Source organism: Streptomyces sp. NPDC040589 (assembly GCF_055594445.1).
This window is the reverse complement of the sequence record NZ_JBVIWP010000002.1, coordinates 295,651-320,377: the sequence shown is the minus strand read 5'-3', so window position 1 is coordinate 320,377 and position 24,727 is coordinate 295,651. Positions and strand designations below refer to the sequence as shown.

Sequence of the window (24,727 nt, the reverse complement as noted above, 5' to 3'; positions counted from 1 at the left end):
ACGCCATGCCGGCGCAGGCAACGGCCCGTTCGGTCTTCGTCACCGGGGGAAACAGGGGGATCGGGCTGGCCATAGCCCGCCGCTTCGCGGCGGCGGGAGACCGGGTGGCGGTGACCTTCCGAGGCGAGGAGCCGCCCGCTTCCGAGGGCTTCCTCGCCGTACGGTGCGATGTGACGGACAGCGATCAGGTGGACCGCGCCTTCACGGAGACCGAGGCGGCCCACGGCCCGGTCACCGTCCTGGTCGCGGGCGCGGGCGCCGCCAACGACCGCCTGCTGGTGCGGATGAGCGACGCCGACTTCACCTCCGTCATCGACACCAACCTCACGGGGGCCTTCCGGGCCGCCCGGCGAGCGGTGCGCGGGATGCTCCGCGAAGGCCACGGCCGTATCGTGCTGGTCTCCTCCACGGCGGCGCTGCACGGCGCCCCCGGGCAGACCAACTACGCGGCGGCCAAGGCGGGGCTGGTCGGATTCGCACGGTCGCTGACCCACGAACTCGGCCCCAGGGACATCACCTGCAACGTGGTGGCGCCCGGCCTCACCGAGTCGGACATGAGCCGCGCCCTCACCGACCGGCAGCGCGAGGATCTGCTGCGCCGGACCCCGGCCGGACGCCTCGCCCGCCCCGAGGAGGTCGCCGACGCGGTGGCGTTCCTGGCCGGTGCCGGGTACGTGCGCGGCGCCGTCGTCCCGGTCGACGGCGGCGCCGGGCTGGGGCACTGAGGGCGGGGTCGGCGTCCTGTGCCCCCACCCTTCAGGCCAGGTTGCGTTCGAGGGCCGTGACGTAGTTGTTCATGAAGTGGTCGCGCACGCCGTCGCTCGCCGGGGCGAAGGCGTCGGCGGTCATGCCGCCGGCACGGTCGACGAGTCCGGTGACCAAGGGCAGCGTGGTGTGCACCTTGCCCCTGGAGTCGATGTACCGCAGGGCCTCGACGTGGGTGAAGGCCGGCTCCGGGGGCATCTGCGGGACGATGTCGTTGTTGTTGACGAACCGGTAGAGCCGGTCCTTGAAGCCCTTGTCGCAGGCCTTGGCGAGCAGCCGGTCGCAGGTACGGGGCTGGCCGAAGGTGTAGACGCCGTCGGCCCGCAGCCGCGGCTCCTCCAGGTACATCCGGCAGCCGGCCAGCATGGCGAGTGCCCCGCCCAGGCTGTGGCCGGTGAACCAGACCGACTGTTCCTGGTCGCGCAGGTCGGCGAGCCCGTCCCGGATCGTGGGGAAGATCGACTCCAGGGCCTCGCCGAAGCCGTGGTGGATGTATCCGGTGCCTGCCGGGCCCGGTACGGGCGGCGTGACGGCGTCCGTGAGCCAGTCACGGATCTGCACCGGCTCCGTGCCGCGGAAACCGGTGACGATCATCCTGTCACTGGCCATCGTGTACGCCTGGGTGTCCTCCAGCGGAAACGGCGGCGTGAACCGCGTCTCGTGATGGAGCACCCGGTCGAACCCCCACTTGCGCGCCTGCTGCTCGATGGTGGCCCGGTCCTTGTAGGCCAGGTCGGACGCCTTGGCCATCCAGTAGGCGTGCGGAAGGCTGTATCCGGTGACGGAGTGATCGATGCTCTGGGGCACGGACACCAGCGGGTCCTTTCCCGGGTGCCGCGGCGCACGGCGGCCGAACCGAACCGCGGAAACGGCACCCTGAGGTGGCGGAAGAGGCAGCCCCGTCCTATCGCGGGTGGACGGCCGCACTCGCGAAGCGCGCCTCGGGGTCACCCGGACGGACCGCCGGCGGAACCGGGACTCTCCCGCGGCACGTACAGCCGGGTCAGCCCGTGCCGTACAGCGTGGTGAGCAGTTCGAGCGCGGCCTGGGCGGCGGGATGTGGTTCGTCCCGCCACCAGGCGAGGCGCACCGCGATCGGCTCGGCGTCACGCACCGGCCGGTAGACGATGCCGGGGCGCGGATACTGGTGTGCGGTCGACTCGGCCGTCATCCCCACGCAGCGACCCAGCGAGATCGCTGTCAGCCAGTCGTCGACGTCGTGGGTGGCCCGGGTCGCCGGAGGGGAGTCCGGTGGCCAGAGCCGGGTCGTGGTGGTGCCCGTCCGCCGGTCGATCAGCAGCGTGCGTCCGCCGATGTCGGCGAGCCGCACGGAGCGGCGCCGGGCCAAGGGGTCGTCGGACGCCATCGCGCACAAGCGCCGCTCGAGGCCCACGATCGCGGAGTCGAAGCGGCGGTCGTCCAGTGGCCTGCGGACCACGGCCAGGTCGCAGGCGCCCTCCGCGAGGCCGGCGGTGGCGGAGTTGACGCGGACGAGCCGCAGCTCGGTCTCCGGGCGCGTCTCGGCCCAGCGGCGCTGAAAAGCCAGCGTGTGGCGGCCCACGGCCGACCAGGCGTAACCGACCCGCAGGGTGGCATGGCCCGAGGTGGCCTCCTGGACCAGATCGTCCACCTCGGCGAGCACACGCCGGGCATGCCCCAGCACCCGCAGGCCCGTTCCGGTCGGACTCACCTGGCGGGAGGTCCGCCGCAACAGCCGTACCCCGAGGGCGCGTTCGAGGGAGGCCAGCGTGCGGGACACGGCGGCCTGGGAGACCCCGAGCGCGATGGCGGCGTCGGTGAAGCTGCCCTCGTCGACGATCGCGACGAGGCAGCGCAACTGCCGCAGCTCCACATCCATGACTCCAGCGTATAGATGGATCTCCGGATGCATTTTGCGCAACCCCCGTGCCGTCTCAGGATCGGGCCATGGACGCAGCCTCAGCACCGACGCCGGCACCCGCGCAGGGGACCCTCGCGGCCCCCTCCGCCCCGGACCTCGGTGCCCCGCACCCCAACGGAGAACGCCTGGCCGGTGTGGTCACCATGTTCGGCAGCGGTCTGTCCAACCAGACCGGCGCCGCGATCGGTTCCCTGGCCTTCCCCGTCCTCGGGCCGATCGGTGTCGTCGCCGTACGCCAGTACGTGGCCGCGATCGTCCTGATGGCCGTCGGCCGCCCCCGTCCGCGTACCTTCACCAAGGAGCAGTGGTGGCCGGTCCTGCTGCTGGCCCTGGTGTTCGGGACGATGAACCTGTCCCTGTACAGCGCCATCGACCGCATCGGCCTCGGCCTCGCGGTGACCCTGGAGTTCCTCGGGCCCCTGAGCATCGCCCTCGCCGCCTCACGCCGCCGTGTGGACGCGTGCTGCGCGCTGATCGCCGCGGCAGGTGTCGTCACCCTGATGCGGCCGCAGCCCTCGACCGACTACCCGGGCATGGGCCTCGGGTTGCTCGCCGCCGTCTGCTGGGCGTCGTACATCCTGCTCAACCGCACCGTCGGCCGGCGCATACCCGGAGTGCAGGGATCGGCCGCCGCGGCCGGAGTCTCCGCCGTGATGTTCCTGCCGGTCGGGATCGTCCTCGCCGTCGACCATCCGCCGACCGCGGGGGCCGCCGCCTACGCGCTCGTGGCCGGCGTCCTGTCCTCGGCCGTCCCGTACCTGGCGGACCTTCTCACCCTGCGCCGCGTACCGGCCCGGGTCTTCGGGCTCTTCATGAGCGTCAACCCCGTGCTGGCCGCCGTGGTCGGCTGGATCGTCCTCGGCCAGAACCTGGGCTGGACCGAGGCGGCGGCCGTCGCGGCCATCGTGGCCGCCAACGCCCTCAGCATTCTCACGTCACGCGCCTGAGGGACACCCACGCGGGCGGTGGGTCAGGCCACGAGCCGGAGGACCTCGGCCAGGCCCCGGTCGCCGGTGCGGTGTTCGGCCGGGAGGATGTAGGCGCGCAGACCGCAGGCGGTGGCGGCGCCGTCGCGTACCGGGTTGTCGCCGACCATGAGGGTGGCGCGGGGGTCGGCGCCGAGGTCGGCACAGGCTTTGAGGAACAGCTGTGGATCGGGCTTCTCGCGGCCCTGCTCGTAGGAGATGACACAGCCGTCGATCAGCTCCTCCAGCCCGGCGTGGGCCAGGTGAACGCGCAGGTCCCAGGCGAAGTCGCTGACGATGCCGATGCGCAGTCCGCGGGCGCGCAGCGCACGGAGTGTGGGCTGGGTGTCGGAGTAGGGCAGCCAGGCGTCGGGGGCGGTGAGTTCCCGGTAGGCCGTTTCCTCGACGCCCCGCAGGAAGTCCACATGCCCCCACCAGCCGCGCATGGCGCGGCGGTGCCGGTGTGTGGAGAGGTCGCGGCCCTCCTGGAGGGCGGCGACGGCGGGCAGCCGGAAGGCTTCCCGCAACTGCCGTGCGATCTCGTGCACGGCGCCGTCCTCGTCCAGCATGGCCGTACGGCCGCCGGCCGCGCCGACCCGGCGCAGCCACGTCTCCAGGTCGATCATCTGGAAGATCGTGTTGCTGAAGTCGAAGAGGACGGCCTCGACCGGCGGGACGGGATGCGAGATATTTTTCGGATGCCGCCCACACGGCGAAGCCCGCCCCGCGATGCGTGGGGCGGGCTGGATGGGCTGGATGGGCTGGATGGGGCATGCGTCGGGAGGTGCACGTGCCGGCGTCCTCCCGTGTCACGCGCTCCTGGCTCGCTTCACTGCTGAACCTGCGTCTCGGCGCCCGCCGTTCCCCGCCCCGCTGCCTCTCCTGCCGTGGCGGCGGCCCCCCAGGGGCGGGGGCCGGTGCCGTCCGTCCATGACCGGAGGGCCTCCCGGTCCACGCATACGACCCCGCACTGGTCGGCGTACTCCAGCGCCGGCGTCGTGAAGTCGCTTGTGGTGACCAGGACGGCGATGTCGGCCTCGTGGACGGTGAAGCATGTGCCGCCGAAGCGCTGAAGATCCTGGGACCCGACCGAGTGGGTGTCGCCGTACTGCTTGCACTGGATGACGACCCGGTGCCCGTCGGGGGTCACGGCCACGACGTCGGCGCCCAGGTCGCCGGCGCCTCCCGCGACGTCGACGGCGGAGCAGCCGTCGCGTTCGCAGAGGGCGGCGATCGCCTCCTCGAACTCCTCGGGCGTCAGGGCGTCGTAGTCGGGGGTGGCCTCGGCGACCGGGCGCTGATGGGGAATCGCGGGAGTGTCCAGCTCGTCGGCCGCCTCCCGCGCCGCCTCGTCGAGCACCGCTGCGGCCCGGCGTGCCGCCCTTGCCACGTGCACCCGGCGCCGCAGGCCCACGAAACCCGCGACACCTGCAACGGCCAGGACGAACACCCAGGCGGGACGCCGCTCGACAGCGTCGGCCACCATGCGAGCCATGAGGCCCAGGACCGTGACGACCAAAGCGAGAAGAACGAAGAACAGGGCGGTCGAGCGAAGGTCGAACCCGCGCCGACGGTTCGCGGGCGGTGTACGACGCGCAGGTGCGGTCACGGCATACCCCCTGATGGGGCCGGTGGAAAGATCATTTCCACCGTGTGCCCAAGATCAGGGATCGCCACCCGTGGGAGCTTTCGTCCGAAGCGGAGATGGGTACGGGGCAGCCGCCCCCGGGTCTCCGCCCTGCCGACGGTCAAGGGGCCGCGTGAAGAACCGGGCCACCACGGTCCCCGCGAACGCGCGGCAGGGGTGTGGTGACCCGGCTGGAGGGGGGTCAGCGGGTGAAGGTGGTCCGGTGTTCCTTCAGGGAGCCGCAGTTGGAGCCGACCACCTGGACGTACACGTTGGCGATGCTGCCGCCCCAGTCGACGCAGTGGCCCTTGCCACGGACGTAGGTCGGTCCGGCGTACGACTTGAAGAGCCCCGCGTCCGAGTCACCTTCCTCGGTGTCGGGGACCCAGACATACGCGGACATGTCCACGGCGGTCCCCGGGTTGTTGCGGATGGTCGTGACGCAGTTGTGTCCGTTGGACGCGTTGTACGTGAGGTAGATCGTGCCGAGCGAGCCGACGGCCGCCGAGTTCACGGTCTTGTAGCCGCTTCCGCAGACCTTCTGCGGAGTGGTGTTGGGCGCGGCGGAGGCGGGTGACGCCAGGGCGGTCATGGTCCCCACCGACAGTGCCGCCACGGCGGACGCGGCCAGGACGGAACGGGTAAATCTCATATTTCCCCCATGCAACTCTTCGAGGTGGTTGCTCCTGCATGGTGTGACCCGCAGGGGATCCAAAGGGTTGTGCGCCAACTCGCGGGAAATTCAGGCGAGATGCTCAGAACGCGGGCGAGAATCCGGTCCGTGGGGCCGGCCGGGCCGCAAGTTCCGGCGGCGGGCGCCTGAGTGTGCCCAGGCCCCGCTGGCTTTACTCATGGGTCACTTGCAGCGCACGCGAGATCCAGAGAATCTGCGCAGGGGTGTCACACAGGCTGCACACGGCCCTTTCAAAGTCTCGTTAGCGTTACGGCTCGATCCCACGTGCGAACGTGACCAGGCCGCGGCCGGCGCGCCGCCGACACAGTCAGCCAGATCGGGAAGACCACACATGGACTACTGCTCCTCGTGCCGTCGGCACCTCAACGGCGCCTTGGTCTGCCCGGGGTGCGGCGCCTACGCCCCGGACATCGACCCCTCCGCCGCCGACGGCCGTACCGGCCCCGCCGCGCCCCCCGCGTGGCGTGAGGGGAATGTGTGGGACGACCGGACCGTATGGGACGAGGCCCGCTCCGGCACGCGTGAGCTTCCCCTCGCGTACACCGGGCCGTTCGGAGGCCGCGAGACCCCGGCCACCGACCCGGCCGGTGGCCACGAGATCCCTGGCACGGACCCGTCCGGCGGTCACGGGAGCGCAGGCACCGCCGCGGCCGACGACTACCAGGTCCCGCAGCAGGGACGGGCGGCCCGGCGTCGTCAGATGGCCCGCTGGAAGAAGAACCAGCGCCGGGCCGTGGTGGCGACCGCCGTCGCGCTCGTCGGAGGCGGTCTGACCGTCGCCGCCATGAAGGGGGACTCTACGCCCGGCGCCCAGGCGGCCACGGCGCCGGAGGACACGACGATGGGCGGCGCCGGGGGAGAGGCGCCGACGTACTCCGAACCGACGTCGACCCAGCGCGACACCCCGCGTTCCACGCCCACGGAGCCCGGGACCGGCAAGGCCCCGCACCGCGAGCAGCCCCGGACCGCCGCTCCCCGCACCACGCCGGCGGACCCGCGGACGGACGCGGCCGCCACGCCCCGCGAGCTGCCGCTGACGACCCCGCGGCAGCGGACCACCGTCCCGAGCACCGTGGACACGGTCACCGGCAACGCCCGTACGTCCACGTCGAAGGTCACCGAGCGGACGACACCGCCCGCGTCCGAGACCGGTGCGGACACGCAGCAGCCCGCCGACCCCACGACACCCCCGCCGGCGGCGAGCCCCACGCCGACCTCTCCCTCGAACTCGGGCTCGAACTCGGACTCGGACTCGAAGTCCAAGGAACTCTGCCTGCTCGTCATCTGCCTCGGCTGAGTGACGAGAGGGCGGTCGCCGAAAACCGGTGGCCGCCCGCGGCCCGCTCTTCGTACCTTCGGGCGCATGGCTGACGAGTGCTTCCGGCATCCGCGGCTCGCCGCGGTCTACGACCCGCTCGACCCCGACCGCGGCGACCTCAACCCGTATCTGCGCATGGCGGAGGAGTTCGGGGCGCGCCAGGTGCTCGACATCGGCTGCGGGACAGGTGTGTTCGCGCTGCGCCTGGCCGCACGCGGCCTCCGGGTCGTCGGCGTCGATCCCGCCGGGGCGTCCCTGGAGGTGGCCCGCGGCAAGCCGGGCGGCGAGCGGGTGCGGTGGATCCACGGCGATGCGACGGCCCTCCCGCCGCTGGCCGCCGACCTCGCGACGATGACGGGCAACGCCGCGCAGGAGATCACCGGCGCCGAGGACTGGCACGCGTTCCTGCGAGGGGCCCGAGCGGCTCTGCGGCCGGGCGGACGCCTGGTCTTCGAGACCCGGATCCCGGCTCGCCGCGCCTGGGAGGAGTGGAATCGCGAGGCCACGTACGCCGTGACGGACGTCCCTGGAAGCGGCGCCGTCGAGTACTGGGCCGAACTGCTCGACGTGTCCGGCCCGTTGGTGACCTTCCGCCAGGTCTATCGGTTCGCCGCGGACGGACAGGCGCTGACCTCGGAGTCGACGCTGCGCTTCCGCGAGCGGCGGGAGGTCGAGACGGAACTCGTCGCGCGGGGCTTCGCGGTGGAGGACGTACGCGACGCGCCCGACCGGCCGGGGAAGGAGTTCGTGTTCGTCGCACGACGTCCGGAAACCGCTCACTGAGACGGCCCCGCCGGCTCTGCGCAACCGGAATCCGCCCGTACAATCCTCGCGACCAAATCGGGGGCCGTCGGCATCGGGGGAATCCTGTTGTGGAAACGATCATCGTGCAGTTGCCCGGTCCCGCACCGTGGGGTGCGGACGAGACGGGCAGTCCCGAACTGATCCACCTGGGGCCCGGGGACATCGCCGACTTCGGACGCGGCCTGCCCGGCGGCACCGGGGTGCGCATCACCCTGACCGACCCCGGCGTCTCCCGCCGCGCCGGGCAGCTCGAGGCGGCCGGGGACTACTGGCGGCTGTCCAACTTCAGCCGCAGCGTGTCGTACGTCGTGGAGAACCTGGAGGGAGCCGGCGAGTACCTCACCGTCGCTCCCGGGCGCCTCGGTGCGCCCGTGCCCTTCGAGTTCTCCCGAGTGGTGCTCCCGGCCCTGTCCGGCAACGCCGCCTTCAAGGTGTTCGCACCCCAGCACGCCTACCTCGGCGAGCGGTCCGCGCCGGGCGGCGGGGAACAGACCGTCCACCCCTTCGCCCTGGACCCCACGTCGAAGTACTTCCTCGTCCTGGTGGCCCTGTGCGAGCCCCGGCTGCGCGATCCCTCCGACTCGGCGCTGCCCGGCGTCGGACAGATCGTGGAGCGGCTGCGGCCACTGGAAGGCTGCCGGGACCTGACCCGCTCCGCGGTCAACTACCACATCGACTACCTCGCCTTCGCCAAACTGCGCCTGGACCTGGGCGAGGAGGCCGCGGGCGGAACCGACGGCGGCCGCACCGGTGCCAAGCGCACCCGGCTCGCCTCGGTCGCCCTGCGCTTCGGCCTGGTGCGCGAAGAACACCTCGGCCTGCTGCCGCCCCGCAGCGTCGGCCGCCTCGCCCCCCAGGAGGCCGGCGCATGACGACACCCGACGCCCAGGACCCCCAGGACTCCCAGGACGACGACCTCGAGGTGCCTCGCCCTCGCCTCCCCGAGGGGTTCCGCGTCGAGGGCTGGGAGGTCGGCGCGGTCATCGGCTCCGGCGGCTGGGGGACCGTGTACGAGGCCCGTACGGTCGCCGACGGCACGCGCGTGGCGGTGAAGGTGCTGCCGACCGGTGCCCTGGGCCCCGGCCAGCGCGCCGCGCTCGGTGAACTCGTGGCACGCGAGGTCCGCTTCAGCGCGGAGGCCGACCACCCCCACCTCGTCCGGACCCACGCCGTGTGCACGGTCGAGGCCCCGGACCTGCCCGCCCTCGACGGTGCGATCGCACTGGTGATGGACCGTGCGGAGGCGAGCCTGAAGGACGTACTGGACGCCGCCGCGAGCGGCCGGCCGATCGACGGCGCCGAACGCGTCCTGCGCGGAGTCGCCGCCGGACTGGCCCATATGCACGACGCCGGCTGGGTGCACGGCGACCTCAAACCCGCCAACGTCCTGCTGGGTCCGGGCGGGCAGGTGTGGCTGGCCGACTTCGGACTGGCCACCGAACTCGACGGCACCCACGCCCATCTGCCGCCGCTCGGCACCCTCGACCATCTGCCGCCCGAGTGGTGGTCCCAGCGGACCGGCACCCAGGGCGCCGTGGTCCGGCCCACCGCCGACATCTGGGCCTTCGGCGTCCTCGCCCACCAAGTGCTCACCGGCGGACTCCACCCCTTCGCGGGCGCGACGGCCCGGGCCCGCTCGCTCGCCGCCCAGACCTACGCGCGCGGCACCGCGCCCCTGCGGCTCGACGCCGGCCTCGGCGACGACACGCGCCGGCTGATCGCCGACTGCCTGGCACCGGACCACACCACCCGCCTCCCGCACACCGCGTCCGACATCGCCGCCCGGATCGAGGACATCACCGGCGGTCCGCGCCGCCGCCGACGACGCCTGGTACCGGCCGTCGCCGCCGGGCTCGTCGTCCTGACCGCCGGAGTGGTCGCCGGGGTGGCACTGCTCGGCGGCGGCGTCGGCACGCGGGACGACGACCGTGACGGCGACGTCTCCGCAACCGTCACCGGCGCGCGCAGACCGGTGCCGGGTGAGATACCCGCGGACTCCGACGTGCCCGAGGCGCTGCGCCCCGTCATCGCCCGCGCCGCCCACCGCTGCACCGACGAGGAGATCACGCCCGTCCTGCTCGCCGCGCTGATCAAGGCCGAGAGCGGCTTCGACACGAACGCGTCCCGCCCGGAGAGCGAGGAGTACGGCATCGCCATGTGGACCCCGTCGGTGTTCCGCGCCTGGGCCGTGGACGGGGACGGCGACGGCGACAAGGACCACATGTCGCCGCCGGACGCGATCTCCACGATGAGCCTCTACGTGTGCTGGCTCGACCAGCGCTTCAAACAGGCCGGGCTGCCGAAGAAGGACCTGCCCGCGCTGGTCGCGGCCGGCTACCGCACCAGCGACCGCACGGTCATCGAGGAGGGCGGCGTCCCGGCCCGGGTACGGCCGCACGTGGACAAGGTGCTGCGCTACCTCGACGCCTACGAGCGCTGACCCCCGCGCATACGCGAGCGGTGGGCCGGACCCGTCAGGGCCCCGCCCACCGCTCGCCCCCCGTTCCCGTCACGGCCGCGCCGAGCCGCACTCCGGGACGTTCGGCAGCCGGTTGTCCGGCGAGCTGATGTAGATGTTGGAGATGTAGCCCCCGTACTGGGGCAGGTAGGCCCACCACTCGTTGGTGTAGGGCGGCACGCTGACCACCTGGCCCCGGACCTGACAGCCCACCAGCACCTCGACCCCGGCCGGAAGCTGCGTGACCCGGCCGTCGCCCGTGGCCGGGCCCTTGCGGACGTTCACGAATTCGCCCCAGGTACCGAACCACGTCCCGGCGGGCCGCACCCCGCCCGGCACGTTCAGCGAGCGGGTCAGCCGGCCGACGTCGGTGTAGGCCTTCCCGTACGACGTCCCGACCGGATGCAGCGTCAGCACGGCCACGATCGCCCGGTCGTCCGCGCCCACCGTGCCGGTGGTGTGCAGCGCGGGACGGGTGAGATCCACGGCCGCGGCGGCCTTGTCGGCGGCCTTGTCGGCGGCCTTCGCGGCGGGAGCGGGGGCCGGTTCTGCCGCGGTCGTCGTTCCCGACGCGCCGCACGTCCCCTTCGCGTACTTCCCGGACCAGCCCTGCTTCACCGCCCAGGGACGCTCGAACGACCCGGCGATGCCGAAGTGCTGGTCGAAGCGGTCCGAGGCGCAGCGCGTGGAGCGGCGCAGATTGTCCATGACGAAGTCACGGACGGGCGCGGGCGCCTTGTCCAGGAGGTAGCGGTAGATCGCCACGGTGTCGCGGGCCGACAGGGCGGTGTAGCCCCAGTAGCCCTCGTACCCGGCGGGCGGCGGCGCCGTGTCGCGCAGGCCGAGCCGGGCGGACATCCGGTCGATGATCGCCGGGCCGCCGTACTCCGACCAGTAGTGGTCCGCGGCGTCGTCCCGGCTGCTGCGCAGCATCGGCTCCAGCCGGGCCCGGTCGGCCTCGGGGACGGTGTGGTCGGGCCCGCGGTCCCACAGGAAGTCCAGGGCCAGCAGCAGTTTGACGACCGACGCGGACCGGAACCGCGCGCTCTCGTCGACCTGTTCGGTGAAGGTGCCGGTGCGGCGGTCGAAGACCGCGACCCCGGCGGTGACGCCGTCCGGGATCTGGACGGCCTCGGCGCTCCGGCCGGCCTGAACGGCCGAGGCCGGCCGGGGAACCGCTGTCGCGCCGCCCGGGAGCGACACGATCGTGACGACGGTCGCGAGAGCGGCGGCGCCGCGCAGGAGAGTGCGCATGGTTGCCCTTCATGGTCGCCCGAGTGTCCGGCGGGGCCTGACCCCGCGCCGCCACCCTAGGAGCCTCAGAGGCGCGGGCGGTCCTGACGTATGTCAGGGAGCCCCCGAAACGAGACGACCTGGGGGTTCGACCCTGATAAGTGTCAGGTGTCGGGGATGTGGTGACGGCCCTTACGGTCACGATCAGACCACCCGCCGACGACGAAAGAGAGCTCATGAGCCGCCGATCGCTCAGGACACTGCTGGCCGCCGGGGGCGCCGCCGCGGTGATGGCGCTCCTCCCCACCTCCGCCCAGGCCGCGCCGTACTCGGGCGGCAACTACGGGGCCTACGGGATGGAGGGGCAGTACCCCACCACCTCCTTCTGCTCGGGCTCGTTCCGGCAGATCGGGCCCACCAAGTACGCCGAAGGCATGGCCCTGAAGTACTTCTACTCCGACAAGTGCGGTTCCTTCGCCCGGATCGAGAGTTCCCGGCCCGGCTGCGCGGCCGTGCTGCAGCGATCCGACAGTGGCGCGGGACGGGTCGACGGATGGGTCTCCGAGACCGTCGACTCCGGCATCAACTACGCCTACACGCAGATGGGCAACAACCTCAACGGCCGCGTCTCGCGCGCGCTGCTCTCGTGCGACGGCCACGACCTGACCTCGACCGGCTGGTACTGAGCCGCACCCGCACCACACAGGACGACAAGAAGGAGTCAGTCATGCGCAGACACATCCGGCGCGCCGCATGTCTCGCCCTGGCGGGCGCGGCCCTGGTGCTGTCCCCCGTCACCGCCAACGCCCAGGAGCAGGCGCCTGATTCGGGCACGTCCACCCAGCAAGTACAGTCCCGGGGCGGCTACTTCCTCGGTGACGGCGTCAACATCCGCAGCAGGCCGGTGGACGGCACGATCCACGGCCAGGGGTACTTCCGCGAGACGTTCACCGCGCACTGCTGGAACGGCGACGGCCACTGGATCTACCTGACGGCCCACCGGGGCAATGTCACCGGGTGGGTCAAGGTCGACTACGTCTTCTACACGGACATGGGCCCGATGGGCTACTGCTGACCGGCACGAGCCCGCGGCGGGTCACCGGTCTCCCGGTGACCCGCCGCAGGCGTGTGGAGCGGACGGTGCGTCAGCAGTCCGGGACTCCGGCGATCTTCTCGCCGCCCCGGATGTACAGGTTGTTCACCCAGGCGATGTCGCTGCCCGAGAACTCCATGACGGCGGTCCACCAGTTGTTGGTGCCCACGGCCGGGTCGTGCACCCGCTGGCCCTGCGTCTGGCACACGGCGTCCGCCCACCACTTCGAACGGACCGCGAGACGCGGGGAGTCGGTGGTCGGCTGCTGGCGCAGATTGACGTCGGTGGCCCAGATGTAGACGTCGGTGAGGGTCGGGTCGCCGTTGTTGGCCACGGCGGCAGGCGCCGCGTGGGCGGTGCCGGCGAGCGCGCCGACGGTGAGCGCGACGGCGGCGAGGCCCATGGTGGTACGGCTGATCAGTCGCTTCATGTGTCTGTCCCCCGTAGGACGTGGATGTGGTCGGAAGTGGTCATGGTCCGGGTCAGCAGCGCGCCGAGGACGGCAGGTCGCCGTACTCGTTGCCCTTGAGGTACACGGCGCTGACGTAGCCCTCCAGGAGCTTCACCCAGACGTCGTTGCTGTAGCCGTTGTCGGTGATGCGCTCGCCACGGGTCCAGCAGTAGGCGCCGAGCGGCTGCCCCGCAGGGCTCGTGGTGATCTTGCCGTAGGAAGTGCCCGGCCCGTAGCGGACGTTGACGTTCTCGTAGGGCACGACCGCGTAGGGCGCCGCCTTGACGCGGGCAACGCCCTCCTGGCCGGCGGCCGACGCCGCGGCGGTTCCCGCGGTGAGCGGGCCGAGCAGCGCGAGCGCCCCGGCGCCGACGAGCGCGGCCCTGGCGAAGATGCGAGTGGACATGTCGAGTTCCCCCTGAACTGATGTGCAGCGGTGCGGCTCGTGGCCGACGCTCAGCACTGTAGGGAGACCTGGGGCGACGCGGTCCCTGACAATTGTCAGGGTCGTCCGGGACGGTGGGGACGAGGGCGTTCGGCCACCCTGCCGGATGCGGCCGAAAACCGCTCGACGCCCCTCACCACCTCTGTCTACGATCCACGGCGCGGCTTCGCGTGCCGGTCACCGGCCGGGTGAGGCATGGAGGCGCCGCGGAGATGCCCGTGGAGGCATTGACCAGTGTCAGTCGAGTTCAATCACACCATCGTCCTGTCCCGAGACCGGGAGAAGTCCGCTCGTTTTCTCGCGGAGATCCTGGGACTCGAGGTCGGGGCACCGGCCGGAGTGTTCCTGCCGGTGACGACCGCCAACGGCGTCACGCTGGACTTTCTCACCATCGACGCCGACATTCCCCTGCAGCACTACGCGTTCCTCGTCTCCGAGGAAGAGTTCGACGAGGCCCTCGCCCGTCTCGTCGCGGCCCGGATCCCCATCCAGGCCGACCCGCACGGCAATCAACCGCGCCGGATCAACCGCCACGACGGGGGCCGGGGCGTCTACTTCCTCGACCCGGCGGGCCACGGCCTGGAGATCATCACCCGCCCGTACGGCGCCGACCCGTCCTCCCCGCTGAACGGCGTCACGGAGGACGTGCCCGGGGCGGTCTGAGCCGGCCCGGAAACCACCCTGTCGGCCCCGGTCAACCGCCGTCCGCCTTGAGCGGCAGGCGAGTCGGCTCGGGGCCGATGTCCGGTGTCCGGTCCCGGAGGGGGAGCAGGAACGGAGTGGCGAGAAGGAGGGCACCGGCGAGGGCGATGGCCGTGCGGGGGCCGGTCAGGCCCGCCAGGAGGCCCCATAGCGCGGTCACGGCCGCGAGGGTGGCCTTGCCGGTGGCCGACCAGGCGGAAAGGGTGCGGGTGACCCGGCCCGCGGGGGTGCGGTCGAGGCGGTACGTGGCGAACACCGGGTTGAACACGGCGCAGCAGGTGATCAGCCCGAACTCGACCACCATGACCAGCGCCAGCCCGGCCGCGCCGGGGCTGACGAAGGCCAGTCCGAGCGGCCAGCCCGCCCGCAGCACGCCGGCCGTGCGCAGGACCCGGTGCCGGCCGAACCGCGCGACGAGCCGTGGCGCCAGCCGGGAGCCGAGCAGGCCGCCGGTGCAGGGCACCGCGAACGCGAGGGCGTACTGCCAAGGGGCGAAGCTGAGGTGGTCGACCATCAGGACCAGCAGCGGTGGCGAGGCCGCCATGACCAGGGCGTTGAACAGGACCGTGTGGAAGAACAGCGGGCGCAGGCCCGGATCGGCCAGGATGTATCGCCAGCCGTCGAGCAGGTCGCCCGCCCGGGGCCGGGCCTCGGTGGAAAGGGGCCGGGCAGGGGGTTTCTCGCCGCCGCCGATCGCCCCGATGATAGCTCACCGCGTTCGCCACCACGCTCGTCACCGGGCCGAACAGCCCGATCGCGGCCCCGCCCAGCGGCGGCCCGACCATGCTCGCGGTCCAGTTCGTCGCCTCGAACCGCCCGTTCGCGACGAGCAGGTCCCGCCGGGGCACCAAGTCCTTCACAAACGCCCCGGCCGCCGCGTTGAAGGTGATGTCGGCCGCCGCGACGGCCACCGACACCAGCAGCAACTGACCGAAGCTCAGCCGGCCCAGCGCGAACGCCACGGGGATGCTCAGCAGTACCACGCACCGGACCAGGTCCGTCGCGATCATCACCGGCCGTTTGCGGCGGACCTCCGCCCACGGCCCGAGCGGCACCGACACCACCGCGCCGACCGCCGGTCCCACCGCGGCCAGCAGCGCCACCTGCGCCGGACCGGCGTGCAGCGCGAGGACCGCGATCAGGGCGAACGCGTCGAACGCGAGCCAGGTCCCGGCCGTGCTGACCGCGTACGCACCCCACAACCACCCGAACCGCCGCCCCAGCGACCGTCTGCCCGCCATACCCGGCGCACACTCCCAGCTCCCGCGGACAACCCGGTGTTGACCGGGAGCCATCCAAGCGAGGACCGGGCCGGGCGAGCAAACAACCGTCCGTCACCCGAGCCACAACCAACCGTTGTGCCTCAGCGGGTCAGCGCTGGTACAGCCCCACCAGCGTCCCGTCCGCGAGCCGGCGCCGCTCGACCTCCTGGTGCACCTGCTCCGCGCCGGGCGCGTCGGGCAGGACGCACGGTTCGGACAGGGCGTACAGCCGGAAGAAGTAGTGATGGGCGTCGTCACCCGGCGGTGGATGCGGGCCGCCCCAGCCCTGCTGCCCGTAGCTGTTGACGAGCTCCGTGCCGCCCGGCGGGACGTGCCCGGCCTCGACGCCGTCGCTGTGCGGGTCGATGCCGACCACGACCCAGTGCGCGAAGGTGCCCGACGGGGCGTCGGGGTCCTCGCAGAGCAGGAGCAGCTCCGCCGCGTCGTCCGGTACGCCGCTCCAGGCCAGCGGCGGGGAGACGTTCGGTCCCTCGTACGAGTACCGGCGCGCGATGAAGGAGTGGTCGTTGAACGCGTTACTGCTGAGTTCGATGCCGGTCATGTGGCCCGGGGTACCCCTGCGGGACCCGGACATGCGAGTTCGGACCGATCGCCGGGCCACACGGCCGGTTGAGCGGTCACCGGATCATCCGCCGGCCAGCGCCAGTGATCCGTCGGGTTCCAGCCTCACGCTCACCCCGCCGCTGATCCGGTCGAGCGTCGTCCGCAGCCAGGCTCGGTCCGCCCCGGACGCGTGCTCCAGTCGCATCCGCCGCGCCCGCAGCGGCACCATGCGCAGCCCGGCCAGCCGTCCGCTGTCCGCCTCGACCGCGACGAGGAAGGCGAGCCGCAGGTCGTCGCGGTACTCCTCGTAGCCGGAGATGCCCTCGTAGTCGTCGACGAAGTCGCCGCAGCCGTAGAGGATCAGCCGGTCCCGGTAGACCTCCAGCGGGCGGGGGTGGTGCGAGGAGTGCCCGTGGACGACGTCGGCACCGCCGTCCACCAGGGCGTGCGCGAAGCGGACCTGTTCCCGGGGCACGCGGAAACCCCAGTTCGAGCCCCAGTGCACGGACACCACGGTGAGATCACCGGCCCGTCCGGCCCGCCGGACGTGCCGCACCACTGCGTCGGCCGCGAGGGGCGAGAGCGCGGGCACGTACGCGACCCCCGGCAGCTCCGCCGTCGCCGCCCAGCCGGAGGGGATCCCGCTGGAGCGTGCCCCGAGGGCGAACACCAGCAGCCGGCTGCCACCCGGGAGGGGGACCGCGGCGGGTGCGTACGCCTCGTCGGCGGCCCGCCCCGCGCCCGCCGTCCGCAGGCCCGCCCCGGCCAGCGCGTCCAGGGTCTCCGACAGGCCCGGACGGCCGAAGTCCAGGACGTGGTTGTTGGCGAGGACGGTCACATCGGGCCGGGCCACGGCCAGGGCCGGCAGGTTGGCCGGGTGCATCCGGTAGTGGATCTCCTTGTCCGGCGCGAACGTGTCGCCGCTCGTCACCGACGTCTCCAGGTTCACGATCCGGGCGTCCGGAGCGGACTCGTCCAGCACGCGCAGCGCCTCGCCCCACGGCCAGCAGGGCGGGACGGGCGCGGGCACCGGACCGTGCGCCGACTCCGCCAGCCGGACGTAGGACCGCGCGTCCTCGACGTACGCCTCCCGCAGTGCCGGGTCACAGGGGTGCGCCAGGATCTGGTCCACGCCGCGCCCGAGCATCACGTCACCGCACAGGAACAGCGTCACGATGCCGCCGACCACACCTCCACGGTAGGACGGCCGCTCAGGTCGCACAGCCCGCCCAGGCAGCTCAGGCGTCGACCCTCACCGCACACGACCACCCGTACGGATCCGGCCCGATCCGCAGCTCCTCCCACGCCACCGCCGTCGGGACCGACCCGGTGATCTCCACGTCCGCGAGCCCGATGACCGCCAGCCGCACGTCCAGGCCGCCGTCGGCCTCGTCCGCCTCCACGTCCACGGGCACCTGGCCGTACTCCTCCCACCGGAAGATGACCTCGTCCAGCAGCGTGGCCAGCAGATCGTCGTCGCTGGCCTCGGCCAGTCGCACCCGGTCCACGGCGGTGGCCCGCACCCCGGAGACGTCCGCGAAGCACTCCACCAACGCCAGCACGGCCTCCGCCAGACAGTGCTCCCTGCACGCCGCCCACGCCTCGATCCGGACGTCACCAGGATGCGGCACCGCCCGGTGCCCGCATTCGCCCGGCTGCCGTCCCTGCCCGCCGTCGCCCGTGTCACCGCCCATGAACTGCGCTTGCCCGACACCGGCCCACCCATGCAACGCCGGTCGCCGCAGCCGTCAGAGGGGCTCGTCCGCGAGATACGGCGGAGCCGGGTCGTACTGGATGTAGCGGCGCACGGCCCGCGCGTGATCCCGGCCGTGCAGCCGGCCGACGAGCCACAGCGCGCTGTCGATGCCCGCCGAGACACCCTGGCTGGTGACCAGATTGCCGTCCACGACATAGCGGACGTCCCGGACGACCGTCACGTCGCCCCGAGCCTCGAGGGTGTCCTCCTGGCTCCAGTGGGTGGCCACCCGGCGCCCACGGGCGGGACCCGCCTCATGGAGCAGGAAGGTGCCGGTGCACACGCCGTGCACCCAGGCGGCCCGCTCCGCCGTCCTCCCGATCCAGTCGGTGACCACCGGGTTGTGCAGCTGGACCTCACGCGCGCCCCGCCCGCCCGGTACGTGCAGCACGTCCAGGGGCGGATGGTCGTCGAGGGTGTGGTCGGGCAGCACGCGCAGGCCCTTGTTGCAGCGCACCGGGCCGGGATGTTCGGCGACGAGCACCGCCGTGTCGGCGCCGTCGCGCAGTCGGGCGGAGACGTTGAAGACCTCCCAGGGCCCCACGAAGTCGAGCTCCTCGGCTTCCTCGAAGACCAGCAGTCCGTACGTCGTCATACGGTTTCCCCTTCCTCCGGGACGTGGTGGGCGCCGGCGGGTCCCGTGGTGGAGCGGAACCGGGCGCGGTAGTCCGACGGCGCGACGCCGAGCCGGCGGTGGAACGTGCGGCGCAGGGTCTCGGCCGTGGCGAAGCCGCAGCGGCGGGCGATCGCCTCGACCGGTTCGTCCCCCTCGGTCAGCGCGCGCCGGGCGGCCTCCACGCGCACCCGCTCGACATACGTGGCGGGCGGCACGCCCAGCTCGGCGGTGAAGCGGCGCTGGAGGTGACGCGGGCTCAGCCCGGCATGCGCGGCGAGGGCGGCGATGTCGTGCCGGGCTCCCGGGTCGGCGTGGATCGCCCCGACGGCGGCCCGCACCGGGTCCGTCGCCGGCTGCCGCGACCAGAGCGCCACGCTGAACTGAGACTGGCCGCCCGGACGGCGCAGGAACAGCACCAGCCGGCGGGCCACCGCGTGCGTGACGTCCCGGCCCAGGTCGTCCTCCACCAGGGCGAGCGCCAGGTCCATGCCGGAGGTCACCCCGGCCGAGGTCCACACCCGCCCGTCCCGCACGAAGATCGGGTCGCAGTCCACGCGCACCTCGGGATGCTCCCGGATCAGCTGCTCCTCCCGGGCCCAGTGTGTGGTGACCCGCCGCCCGTCCAGCAGCCCCGCTGCCGCCAGCAGGAACACCCCGCTGCACACCGAGGCGACGCGCCGGGCACCGGCCGCGGCGGCGGCGATCCAGGAGACCAGCGCCGCGTCCTCCCGGGCCCGGTCGACACCCTGGCCACCGACCACCACCAGGGTGTCCGTCGCGGCCGGGTCGAGGTCCGCCACGCCGTGCGAGGCGTGCACAAGCAGCCCGCCGGCCGACCTGACCGGTCCCGGCCGGGACGCCACGACCTCGCAGGCGTAGTCGCCCGCGCTGTGGAACACCTCGTGCGGGCCGGTGAGATCCAGCGGCTGGAAGCCGTCGAAAACGACGAAGACGATACGACGTGGAGTCACATGTCCACGCTCCATGCGTCCGGGTCATGGCGTCAACGACACGCATCCCACAGATCGCGCCATGCCGCACGCGGGACGCCTGCCGTGGCGTGGGTAGGCGGACGGCAGGACCCACCGAGGGAACCGGGGGATACCGAAGGAACCGGGGGAGAGGAGACCTCCGATGATCACCCAGACGGTCACCGTGCCCGCTGGCGGCGCCGCGCTCACCGGTGATCTGAACCTGCCGCCGGACGCCCGCGCGGTCGTGCTGTTCGCGCACGGCAGCGGAAGCTCCCGGCACAGCCCCCGCAACCGCGAGGTCGCCGCCGGCCTGCGCACCGCCGGACTCGGCACCCTGCTGATCGACCTGCTCACCGAGGAGGAGGAACGGCAGGACCTGCGCACCGCCGAACTCCGCTTCGACATCCCCCTGCTGGGACGCCGGCTGGTGGCCGCCATCGACTGGCTGGAGCAGTGGTACGGCACCCAGAACCTGCCCGTCGTGCTGTTCGGCGCCAGTACCGGCGCGGGCGCGGCCCTGGTCGCCGCCGCCGAACGGCCCGGCCGGGTCGTGGCGGTCGTCTCGCGCGGCGGCCGGCCCGACCTGGCGGGCGACGCCCTGGCCGCCGTCGGGGTCCCGGTGCTGCTCATCGTGGGCGGCCGGGACCAGCACGTGCTGCGGCTCAACGAGGAAGCGGCCCGGCGGCTGAACGCCCCGCACACCCTCCACGTGGTGCCCGGCGCCACCCATCTGTTCGAGGAGCCGGGCACGCTGGACCGGGTCACCGAGGCGGCCCGGCAGTGGTGCGACGAGCGACTGAGCACCACGGCGGGCTGACACCGGCCGGACCTGGCCGCCGGTGCGTTGTCCGCCGGGCAGGGGGTACGCGGAGGCCGGGCCGGCCGAGGGCCCTCTCCGTGCGGGAAGCAGAGGTGACCGTCATGCGGTTCCGCGATCGCCGGCAGGCAGGCCGGGAACTGGCCGAGAAGCTGCGCGCCCGGCAGGACGCGGGGGCCCTGCCCCGACCGCTCGTCCTCGCCCTGCCCCGCGGCGGGGTCGCCGTGGCGAGCGAGGTCGCGGCGGCGCTGGACGCCCCGCTCGACGTGCTCGTCGTACGGAAGATCGGGGCGCCCTTCCAGGAGGAGTACGGCGTCGGCGCCATGGCCGGGGACGAGGTGCCGCTCCTCGACGAGGACGCCCTGCGTCACCTGGGCCTCGGCGTGGCCGACCTCGCCCCCGTCATCGAACGGGAGCGCGCGGAACTGCGCCGCCGCGAGCGGCTGTATCGGCAGGGCCACGCCGCGCCCGACCTGCGCGGACGGACGGTGATCGTCGTCGACGACGGCCTGGCGACCGGTTCCACGGCCCGCGCCGCGCTGCGTTCCGTACGCCGTCAGGCGCCCGCACGGGTGGTGCTGGCGGCGCCGGTGTGCTCGCCGGAGGCGGCGGAGCTGATGCGCGCGGAGGCCGACGAGGTGCTCTGCCTGCACCAGCCGGCCGCGTTCATGGCCGTGGGCCTCTGGTACGAGAACTTCGACCAGCTGACGGACCAGGACGTCCTGGAGGCGCTCCACGTGCAGCTTTGACCAATTGTTCACCGGACGGGTGTGGCGGAAAGCAGCCACAACGGACAACGATGTCCCAACCCCACACCTGTATCAGGAGCAACAGTGAACGTCTCGCTCTCCCTATGGCTGCTGACCGTGGCAGCCCTGTGCGTGCTCGTCGCCGTCGACTTCTTCGTCGGCCGCAAGCCCCACGACGTGTCGATCAAGGAAGCCGGGACGTGGACGGTGGTGTGGATCGTCCTGGCCGTGCTGTTCGGGCTGGGGCTCTGGTACTTCGGTGGGAGCGGGCCCACGGGTGAGTTCTTCGCCGGGTACATCACCGAGAAGTCGCTGAGCGTGGACAACCTCTTCGTGTTCGTCCTGATCATGGGGAAGTTCGCGGTGCCCTCGCAGTACCAGCAGCGGGTGCTGATGGTCGGCGTGCTGATGGCCCTGGTGCTGCGGGCCGTCTTCATCGCGGCCGGCGCGGCGATCATCTCCGCCTTCTCCTGGGTGTTCTACATCTTCGGCGCCTTCCTGATCTGGACCGCGTGGAAGCTGGTCCAGGACGCGCGCAAGGACCAGCACGAGGAGGAGTACCAGGAGAACAAGCTGCTGAAGATGGCGGAGGAGCGCTTCGGCGTGGCCGACCGCTACCACGGCACGAAGCTGTTCATCACCGAGAACGGCAAGCGGATCATGACCCCGATGCTGGTCGTGATGCTCGCGATCGGCTCCACCGACGTGCTGTTCGCCCTCGATTCCATCCCCGCGATCTACGGCCTGACGCAGGACCCGTACATCGTGTTCACCGCGAACGCCTTCGCCCTGATGGGCCTGCGCCAGCTGTACTTCCTCATCGGTGGCCTGCTGAAGAAGCTGGTCCACCTCTCCTACGGCCTGTCGATCATCCTCGGCTTCATCGGCGTCAAACTGGTGCTGCACGCCCTGCACGAGTCGGGCGTCCATGTGCCGGAGATCAGCATCCCCTTCTCGCTGGGCTTCATCGTGCTGGTCCTGACCGTCACGACGATCACCAGCCTGCGGGCCTCGAAGAAGCAGGAGGCCGAGGAGGCGGAGGAGGCGGCGCGGCGGGCCGCCGAGTCCCGGTAGGTCCTCCCAGGGGTCCGGTGCGTCAGACGACGCCGTCCGCGCGCAGGGCTGACACCTCCTCGTCGGTGCGGCCCAGTTCGGTGAGGATCGCCCGGGTGTGTTCGCCGACCGCCGGTACGGGGTCCATGCGGGCGGGCAGGCCCGCGAGGTCGGCGGGCGGGAGCAGGGCCTCGACGGTGGCGCCCGGCACCGCGACCTCGGCCCAGCGGCCGCGGTCGGCCAGCACGGGGTGGTCCAGGAACGCGGCGACGTCGTTGACCCCGGCGCAGGCGATGCCGATGCGCTCCAGGTCCTTGAGGATCTCGTCGGAGCCGGAGCGGGCGAAACGGCCGGCGACGACGGTGTCGAGCTCCTCGCGGTGGGCGACGCGGTCGGAGGCGGTGGCGAAGCGCGGATCGTCGACCAGCTCCGGCCGGCCGAGGAACTCCGCGCACAGGGCCGCCCATTCCCGCTCGTTCTGGATGGAGAACAGCACCTCCTTGCCGTCGGCGGCCGGGTACGTCCCGTACGGCGCGATGGTGGCGTGCTGGGTGCCGAGGCGCGGGGGCTGGGTGCCGCCGTGCCGGGTGTAGTAGGCGGGCTGGCCCATCCACTCCGCGAGCGCCTCGAACAGGGACACCTCCACGGGGTGGGCCTCGCCGGTGGTGGCGCGGGTGTACAGGGCGGTGAGGACGCCGCTGTAGGCGTACATCCCGGCGGCGATGTCGGCCACGGAGATCCCGGTCCGGGCGGTGCCCTCGGGGGTTCCCGTCAGGGACACCAGCCCGGTCTGGCACTGGACGAGCAGGTCGTAGGCCTTGCGGTCGGCCCAGGGGCCGGTCGTGCCCCAGCCGGAGATCGTGCACGGGATCAGGCCGGGACGGTGGCTAGTGACGGTGGCCGCGTCCAGGCCGAGCCGGCCGGCGGCGCCCGGGGCGAGGTTCTGCACGAACACGTCGGCGCCGTCGAGGAGGTCGTGCAGGATCTCCCGGCCGCGTGGGTCCTTGAGGTCCAGTGTGAGGGACTCCTTGGACCGGTTGAGCCACACGAAATAGCTGGAGTGGCCGTGCACGGTCGTGTCGTAACGGCGGGCGAAGTCGCCGCCGCCCGGCCGCTCGACCTTGATCACACGAGCGCCGAGGTCGGCGAGCTGCCGGGTGGCGTAGGGCGCGGCCACGGCCTGCTCCACACTGACCACCGTGACCCCGGACAGGGGATAGCGCTGCACGCTCATGCCTCATGCTCCTGAACCTCGTACGGACGGCGCCCGGACAGTCTCTCCCGGGCGGCGGGCCGTGGCACGGGCCATGGGCGCGATCTGGATCACGACGGGGCGTATCACGACGGGGTGGCCCCGCGCGGCCGGTCGGTCAGGGCTTGTCGTTCGGGTCAGGTCGCAGGGAACCGGCCGCACGGTGTCAGCGCCGCCCCGCGTCTGCGGCGTGGTCCGAACCACAGGCCCTAAGGGCGGGCCAGGCGCCGCATGGCCAGGGCCAGTTGGAGCCGGAGCCGGCCCTGCGGGGTGCGTACCGGCCAGCCGAGCAGGTGCTCCGCGTGCGTCAGCCGGTCCTGGAGTGTGGAGTGATGGACGTTGATCGCCGCGGCGGCCGCCCGCAGGCTCGCTGTGGACGCGACCGCGTGCACAGTGGCCGGCAACCAGGGCGTGGTCGCCGCGGCCGTTTCCAGGGCACGGACGTCGGGCGGCGGCTCGGCGCCGGGTACGACGAGGTCGGCGAGCATGGCGATCCCGCCCAGCTCATCGGCGTACACGACCCGCGGCCCGGGGTCCTGCGGGGTGCCCTCGGAGGTGAACCGCAGGGCGGTACGGGCCTCCGCCCATGACCGGGGCAGTTCGAGCACGGGCACGGCGGGCCCGACGCCGAGCCGGCCGGCAGCGAAGCGGGCATCCGGGGAAGCCGGGCGGGACTCCGCGACGTCCGGACCCCCGTGCGAGGCGCCTTCCCTCCCGCCGGATACGACCAGCGGCCGGTTGTTCAACGGAGCGAGAACCCGCGCCGGTGCCGTGGCGTCCAGGCCGAGCCGACGGGCGGCGTACAGGCGGGCCTGCTCCGGGGCCGTGGCGTCGAGGAGGGTCTCGACCAACGCCGGGTCATCGGCCGGGGCCCGGCCACGAGTACGGTCGAGAACGAGCCGCAGAGCAGCGGCGGCGCGCTCGAGTATCACCGCGTCGACGACACTGAGCGCGGGCGCGGCGGACTCCGCGACGACGGTGCCGGGTGCGGCTCCGGTCTGCTTCGCGACGACCTGGCCGGGTGCCGTCCCGGTGTCCTCCGCGATGACCACACCCGGTTCTGCCCGGCCCTGCTTCGTGACGACCATGGCCACGCCGGGTGCGGCGCCGGCTTGCTTCGCGTCGACCTGGCTGGGTGTGGCCCCGGTGTCCCCCGCGATGGCTTGGCCGGGCGCTGGCCCGGCATGCTCCGCAGTGCCCGTGCCGGGTTCTGCCCCGTCCTGCTTCGT

26 protein-coding genes and 2 pseudogenes are annotated in these 24,727 nt (G+C 72.6%); 12 read left to right on the top strand and 16 right to left on the bottom strand.

The genetic code is table 11. The features are described from left to right. Positions 1–5 precede the first annotated feature (5 nt). Positions 6–725 (top strand): SDR family oxidoreductase, encoded by a 720-nt coding sequence (locus ACZ58V_RS08510; RefSeq protein ID WP_468185056.1) that lies wholly within the window; start codon positions 6–8, stop codon positions 723–725. 31 nt (positions 726–756) lie between these two features. On the opposite strand, the gene ACZ58V_RS08505 is transcribed toward ACZ58V_RS08510, so the two are convergent. Both ACZ58V_RS08505 and ACZ58V_RS08500 read right to left on the bottom strand, forming a co-directional pair. Then, a complete protein-coding gene (locus ACZ58V_RS08505) occupies positions 757–1,578 on the bottom strand; it encodes a lipase family protein (protein WP_471289041.1) in 822 nt (273 codons plus the stop codon). A 190-nt stretch (positions 1,579–1,768) separates the two neighbouring features. Beyond that, positions 1,769–2,623 (bottom strand): LysR family transcriptional regulator, encoded by an 855-nt coding sequence (locus tag ACZ58V_RS08500; RefSeq protein ID WP_471289038.1) that lies wholly within the window; start codon positions 2,621–2,623, stop codon positions 1,769–1,771. A 68-nt stretch (positions 2,624–2,691) separates the two neighbouring features. Here ACZ58V_RS08500 and ACZ58V_RS08495 point away from each other — a divergent pair, with 68 nt between their 5' ends. Continuing rightward, positions 2,692–3,612 carry an EamA family transporter gene (locus ACZ58V_RS08495; protein ID WP_471289037.1) on the top strand — a complete coding sequence of 307 codons (921 nt, stop codon included), beginning with the start codon at positions 2,692–2,694 and terminating at the stop codon, positions 3,610–3,612. 23 nt (positions 3,613–3,635) lie between these two features. On the opposite strand, the gene ACZ58V_RS08490 is transcribed toward ACZ58V_RS08495, so the two are convergent. The 3 genes from ACZ58V_RS08490 to ACZ58V_RS08480 form a co-directional block, all read right to left on the bottom strand. Continuing rightward, the gene (locus ACZ58V_RS08490) at positions 3,636–4,319 is read right to left on the bottom strand and encodes an HAD family hydrolase (RefSeq protein WP_471289926.1); all 684 of its coding nucleotides are present in this window, start codon (positions 4,317–4,319) and stop codon (positions 3,636–3,638) included. Positions 4,320–4,459: 140 nt separating this feature from the next. Then, positions 4,460–5,239: a restriction endonuclease gene (locus tag ACZ58V_RS08485; RefSeq protein ID WP_471289034.1), complete on the bottom strand. Its 780-nt coding sequence runs from the start codon at positions 5,237–5,239 to the stop codon at positions 4,460–4,462. Positions 5,240–5,459: 220 nt separating this feature from the next. Further along, positions 5,460–5,909: a spore-associated protein gene (locus ACZ58V_RS08480; RefSeq protein ID WP_423570764.1), complete on the bottom strand. Its 450-nt coding sequence runs from the start codon at positions 5,907–5,909 to the stop codon at positions 5,460–5,462. A gap of 373 nt (positions 5,910–6,282) precedes the next feature. Here ACZ58V_RS08480 and ACZ58V_RS08475 point away from each other — a divergent pair, with 373 nt between their 5' ends. The 4 genes from ACZ58V_RS08475 to ACZ58V_RS08460 all read left to right on the top strand — a co-directional run bounded on the left by ACZ58V_RS08475 (position 6,283) and on the right by ACZ58V_RS08460 (position 10,513). Beyond that, positions 6,283–7,248 (top strand): SCO2400 family protein, encoded by a 966-nt coding sequence (locus ACZ58V_RS08475; protein WP_471289033.1) that lies wholly within the window; start codon positions 6,283–6,285, stop codon positions 7,246–7,248. A gap of 66 nt (positions 7,249–7,314) precedes the next feature. Further along, on the top strand, positions 7,315–8,052 hold the full coding sequence (locus tag ACZ58V_RS08470; RefSeq protein WP_471289032.1) for a class I SAM-dependent methyltransferase: 738 nt from the start codon (positions 7,315–7,317) through the stop codon (positions 8,050–8,052). 89 nt (positions 8,053–8,141) lie between these two features. Then, entirely contained in the window at positions 8,142–8,945 is an 804-nt protein-coding gene (locus ACZ58V_RS08465) for a serine/threonine protein kinase (protein WP_468185074.1), read from the top strand. Then, positions 8,942–10,513: a protein kinase domain-containing protein gene (locus ACZ58V_RS08460; protein ID WP_471289031.1), complete on the top strand. Its 1,572-nt coding sequence runs from the start codon at positions 8,942–8,944 to the stop codon at positions 10,511–10,513. The genes ACZ58V_RS08465 and ACZ58V_RS08460 overlap by 4 nt, the downstream gene beginning before the upstream one ends. Before the next feature lie 69 nt (positions 10,514–10,582). Here the strand turns inward: ACZ58V_RS08460 and ACZ58V_RS08455 are convergent, their stop codons facing one another. Then, entirely contained in the window at positions 10,583–11,785 is a 1,203-nt protein-coding gene (locus ACZ58V_RS08455) for a serine hydrolase (RefSeq protein ID WP_471289029.1), read from the bottom strand. Between the two features lie 215 nt (positions 11,786–12,000). Here ACZ58V_RS08455 and ACZ58V_RS08450 point away from each other — a divergent pair, with 215 nt between their 5' ends. Then, positions 12,001–12,450: a hypothetical protein gene (locus tag ACZ58V_RS08450; RefSeq protein WP_468185081.1), complete on the top strand. Its 450-nt coding sequence runs from the start codon at positions 12,001–12,003 to the stop codon at positions 12,448–12,450. Positions 12,451–12,491: 41 nt separating this feature from the next. Next, entirely contained in the window at positions 12,492–12,839 is a 348-nt protein-coding gene (locus ACZ58V_RS08445; RefSeq protein ID WP_468185084.1) for a hypothetical protein, read from the top strand. Between the two features lie 70 nt (positions 12,840–12,909). On the opposite strand, the gene ACZ58V_RS08440 is transcribed toward ACZ58V_RS08445, so the two are convergent. After that, the gene (locus ACZ58V_RS08440; protein ID WP_471289027.1) at positions 12,910–13,287 is read right to left on the bottom strand and encodes a peptidase M23; all 378 of its coding nucleotides are present in this window, start codon (positions 13,285–13,287) and stop codon (positions 12,910–12,912) included. A 52-nt stretch (positions 13,288–13,339) separates the two neighbouring features. Beyond that, positions 13,340–13,714: an SH3 domain-containing protein gene (locus ACZ58V_RS08435; protein WP_189722426.1), complete on the bottom strand. Its 375-nt coding sequence runs from the start codon at positions 13,712–13,714 to the stop codon at positions 13,340–13,342. Between the two features lie 273 nt (positions 13,715–13,987). On the opposite strand from ACZ58V_RS08435, the gene ACZ58V_RS08430 reads away from it, so the two are divergent. Next, positions 13,988–14,416 carry a VOC family protein gene (locus tag ACZ58V_RS08430; RefSeq protein WP_468185089.1) on the top strand — a complete coding sequence of 143 codons (429 nt, stop codon included), beginning with the start codon at positions 13,988–13,990 and terminating at the stop codon, positions 14,414–14,416. A 31-nt stretch (positions 14,417–14,447) separates the two neighbouring features. Here ACZ58V_RS08430 and ACZ58V_RS08425 read toward each other — a convergent pair. From ACZ58V_RS08425 to ACZ58V_RS08400, 6 genes and pseudogenes are all read right to left on the bottom strand, one after another. Beyond that, a pseudogene (locus ACZ58V_RS08425) lies at positions 14,448–15,696 on the bottom strand (MFS transporter). Positions 15,697–15,826: 130 nt separating this feature from the next. Further along, positions 15,827–16,279: a YbhB/YbcL family Raf kinase inhibitor-like protein gene (locus ACZ58V_RS08420; RefSeq protein ID WP_468185094.1), complete on the bottom strand. Its 453-nt coding sequence runs from the start codon at positions 16,277–16,279 to the stop codon at positions 15,827–15,829. 84 nt (positions 16,280–16,363) lie between these two features. Continuing rightward, positions 16,364–17,470: a CapA family protein gene (locus tag ACZ58V_RS08415; protein WP_471289025.1), complete on the bottom strand. Its 1,107-nt coding sequence runs from the start codon at positions 17,468–17,470 to the stop codon at positions 16,364–16,366. Between the two features lie 49 nt (positions 17,471–17,519). Continuing rightward, positions 17,520–17,975, bottom strand: a complete 456-nt coding sequence (locus tag ACZ58V_RS08410; RefSeq protein WP_468185098.1) for an archease — start codon at positions 17,973–17,975, stop codon at positions 17,520–17,522. 54 nt (positions 17,976–18,029) lie between these two features. Further along, complete coding sequence (locus tag ACZ58V_RS08405) at positions 18,030–18,632, bottom strand: DJ-1/PfpI family protein (protein ID WP_468185101.1); 603 nt, start codon at positions 18,630–18,632, stop codon at positions 18,030–18,032. After that, complete coding sequence (locus tag ACZ58V_RS08400; RefSeq protein ID WP_471289023.1) at positions 18,629–19,624, bottom strand: GlxA family transcriptional regulator; 996 nt, start codon at positions 19,622–19,624, stop codon at positions 18,629–18,631. Before ACZ58V_RS08400 ends, ACZ58V_RS08405 begins: the two co-directional genes overlap by 4 nt. Positions 19,625–19,787: 163 nt before the next feature. Here ACZ58V_RS08400 and ACZ58V_RS08395 point away from each other — a divergent pair, with 163 nt between their 5' ends. The 3 genes from ACZ58V_RS08395 (at position 19,788) to ACZ58V_RS08385 (ending at position 22,267) form a co-directional block, all read left to right on the top strand. Next, a complete protein-coding gene (locus ACZ58V_RS08395; RefSeq protein WP_468185106.1) occupies positions 19,788–20,444 on the top strand; it encodes a dienelactone hydrolase family protein in 657 nt (218 codons plus the stop codon). Between the two features lie 104 nt (positions 20,445–20,548). Further along, the gene (locus ACZ58V_RS08390) at positions 20,549–21,193 is read left to right on the top strand and encodes a phosphoribosyltransferase (RefSeq protein ID WP_471289022.1); all 645 of its coding nucleotides are present in this window, start codon (positions 20,549–20,551) and stop codon (positions 21,191–21,193) included. Between the two features lie 84 nt (positions 21,194–21,277). Next, on the top strand, positions 21,278–22,267 hold the full coding sequence (locus ACZ58V_RS08385; RefSeq protein ID WP_468185112.1) for a TerC family protein: 990 nt from the start codon (positions 21,278–21,280) through the stop codon (positions 22,265–22,267). 22 nt (positions 22,268–22,289) lie between these two features. Here the strand turns inward: ACZ58V_RS08385 and ACZ58V_RS08380 are convergent, their stop codons facing one another. Further along, on the bottom strand, positions 22,290–23,480 hold the full coding sequence (locus tag ACZ58V_RS08380; RefSeq protein ID WP_468185114.1) for a CaiB/BaiF CoA transferase family protein: 1,191 nt from the start codon (positions 23,478–23,480) through the stop codon (positions 22,290–22,292). A gap of 227 nt (positions 23,481–23,707) precedes the next feature. After that, positions 23,708–24,490 (bottom strand): annotated as a pseudogene (locus ACZ58V_RS08375) (helix-turn-helix domain-containing protein); the annotation flags it as partial. Positions 24,491–24,727 lie beyond the last annotated feature (237 nt).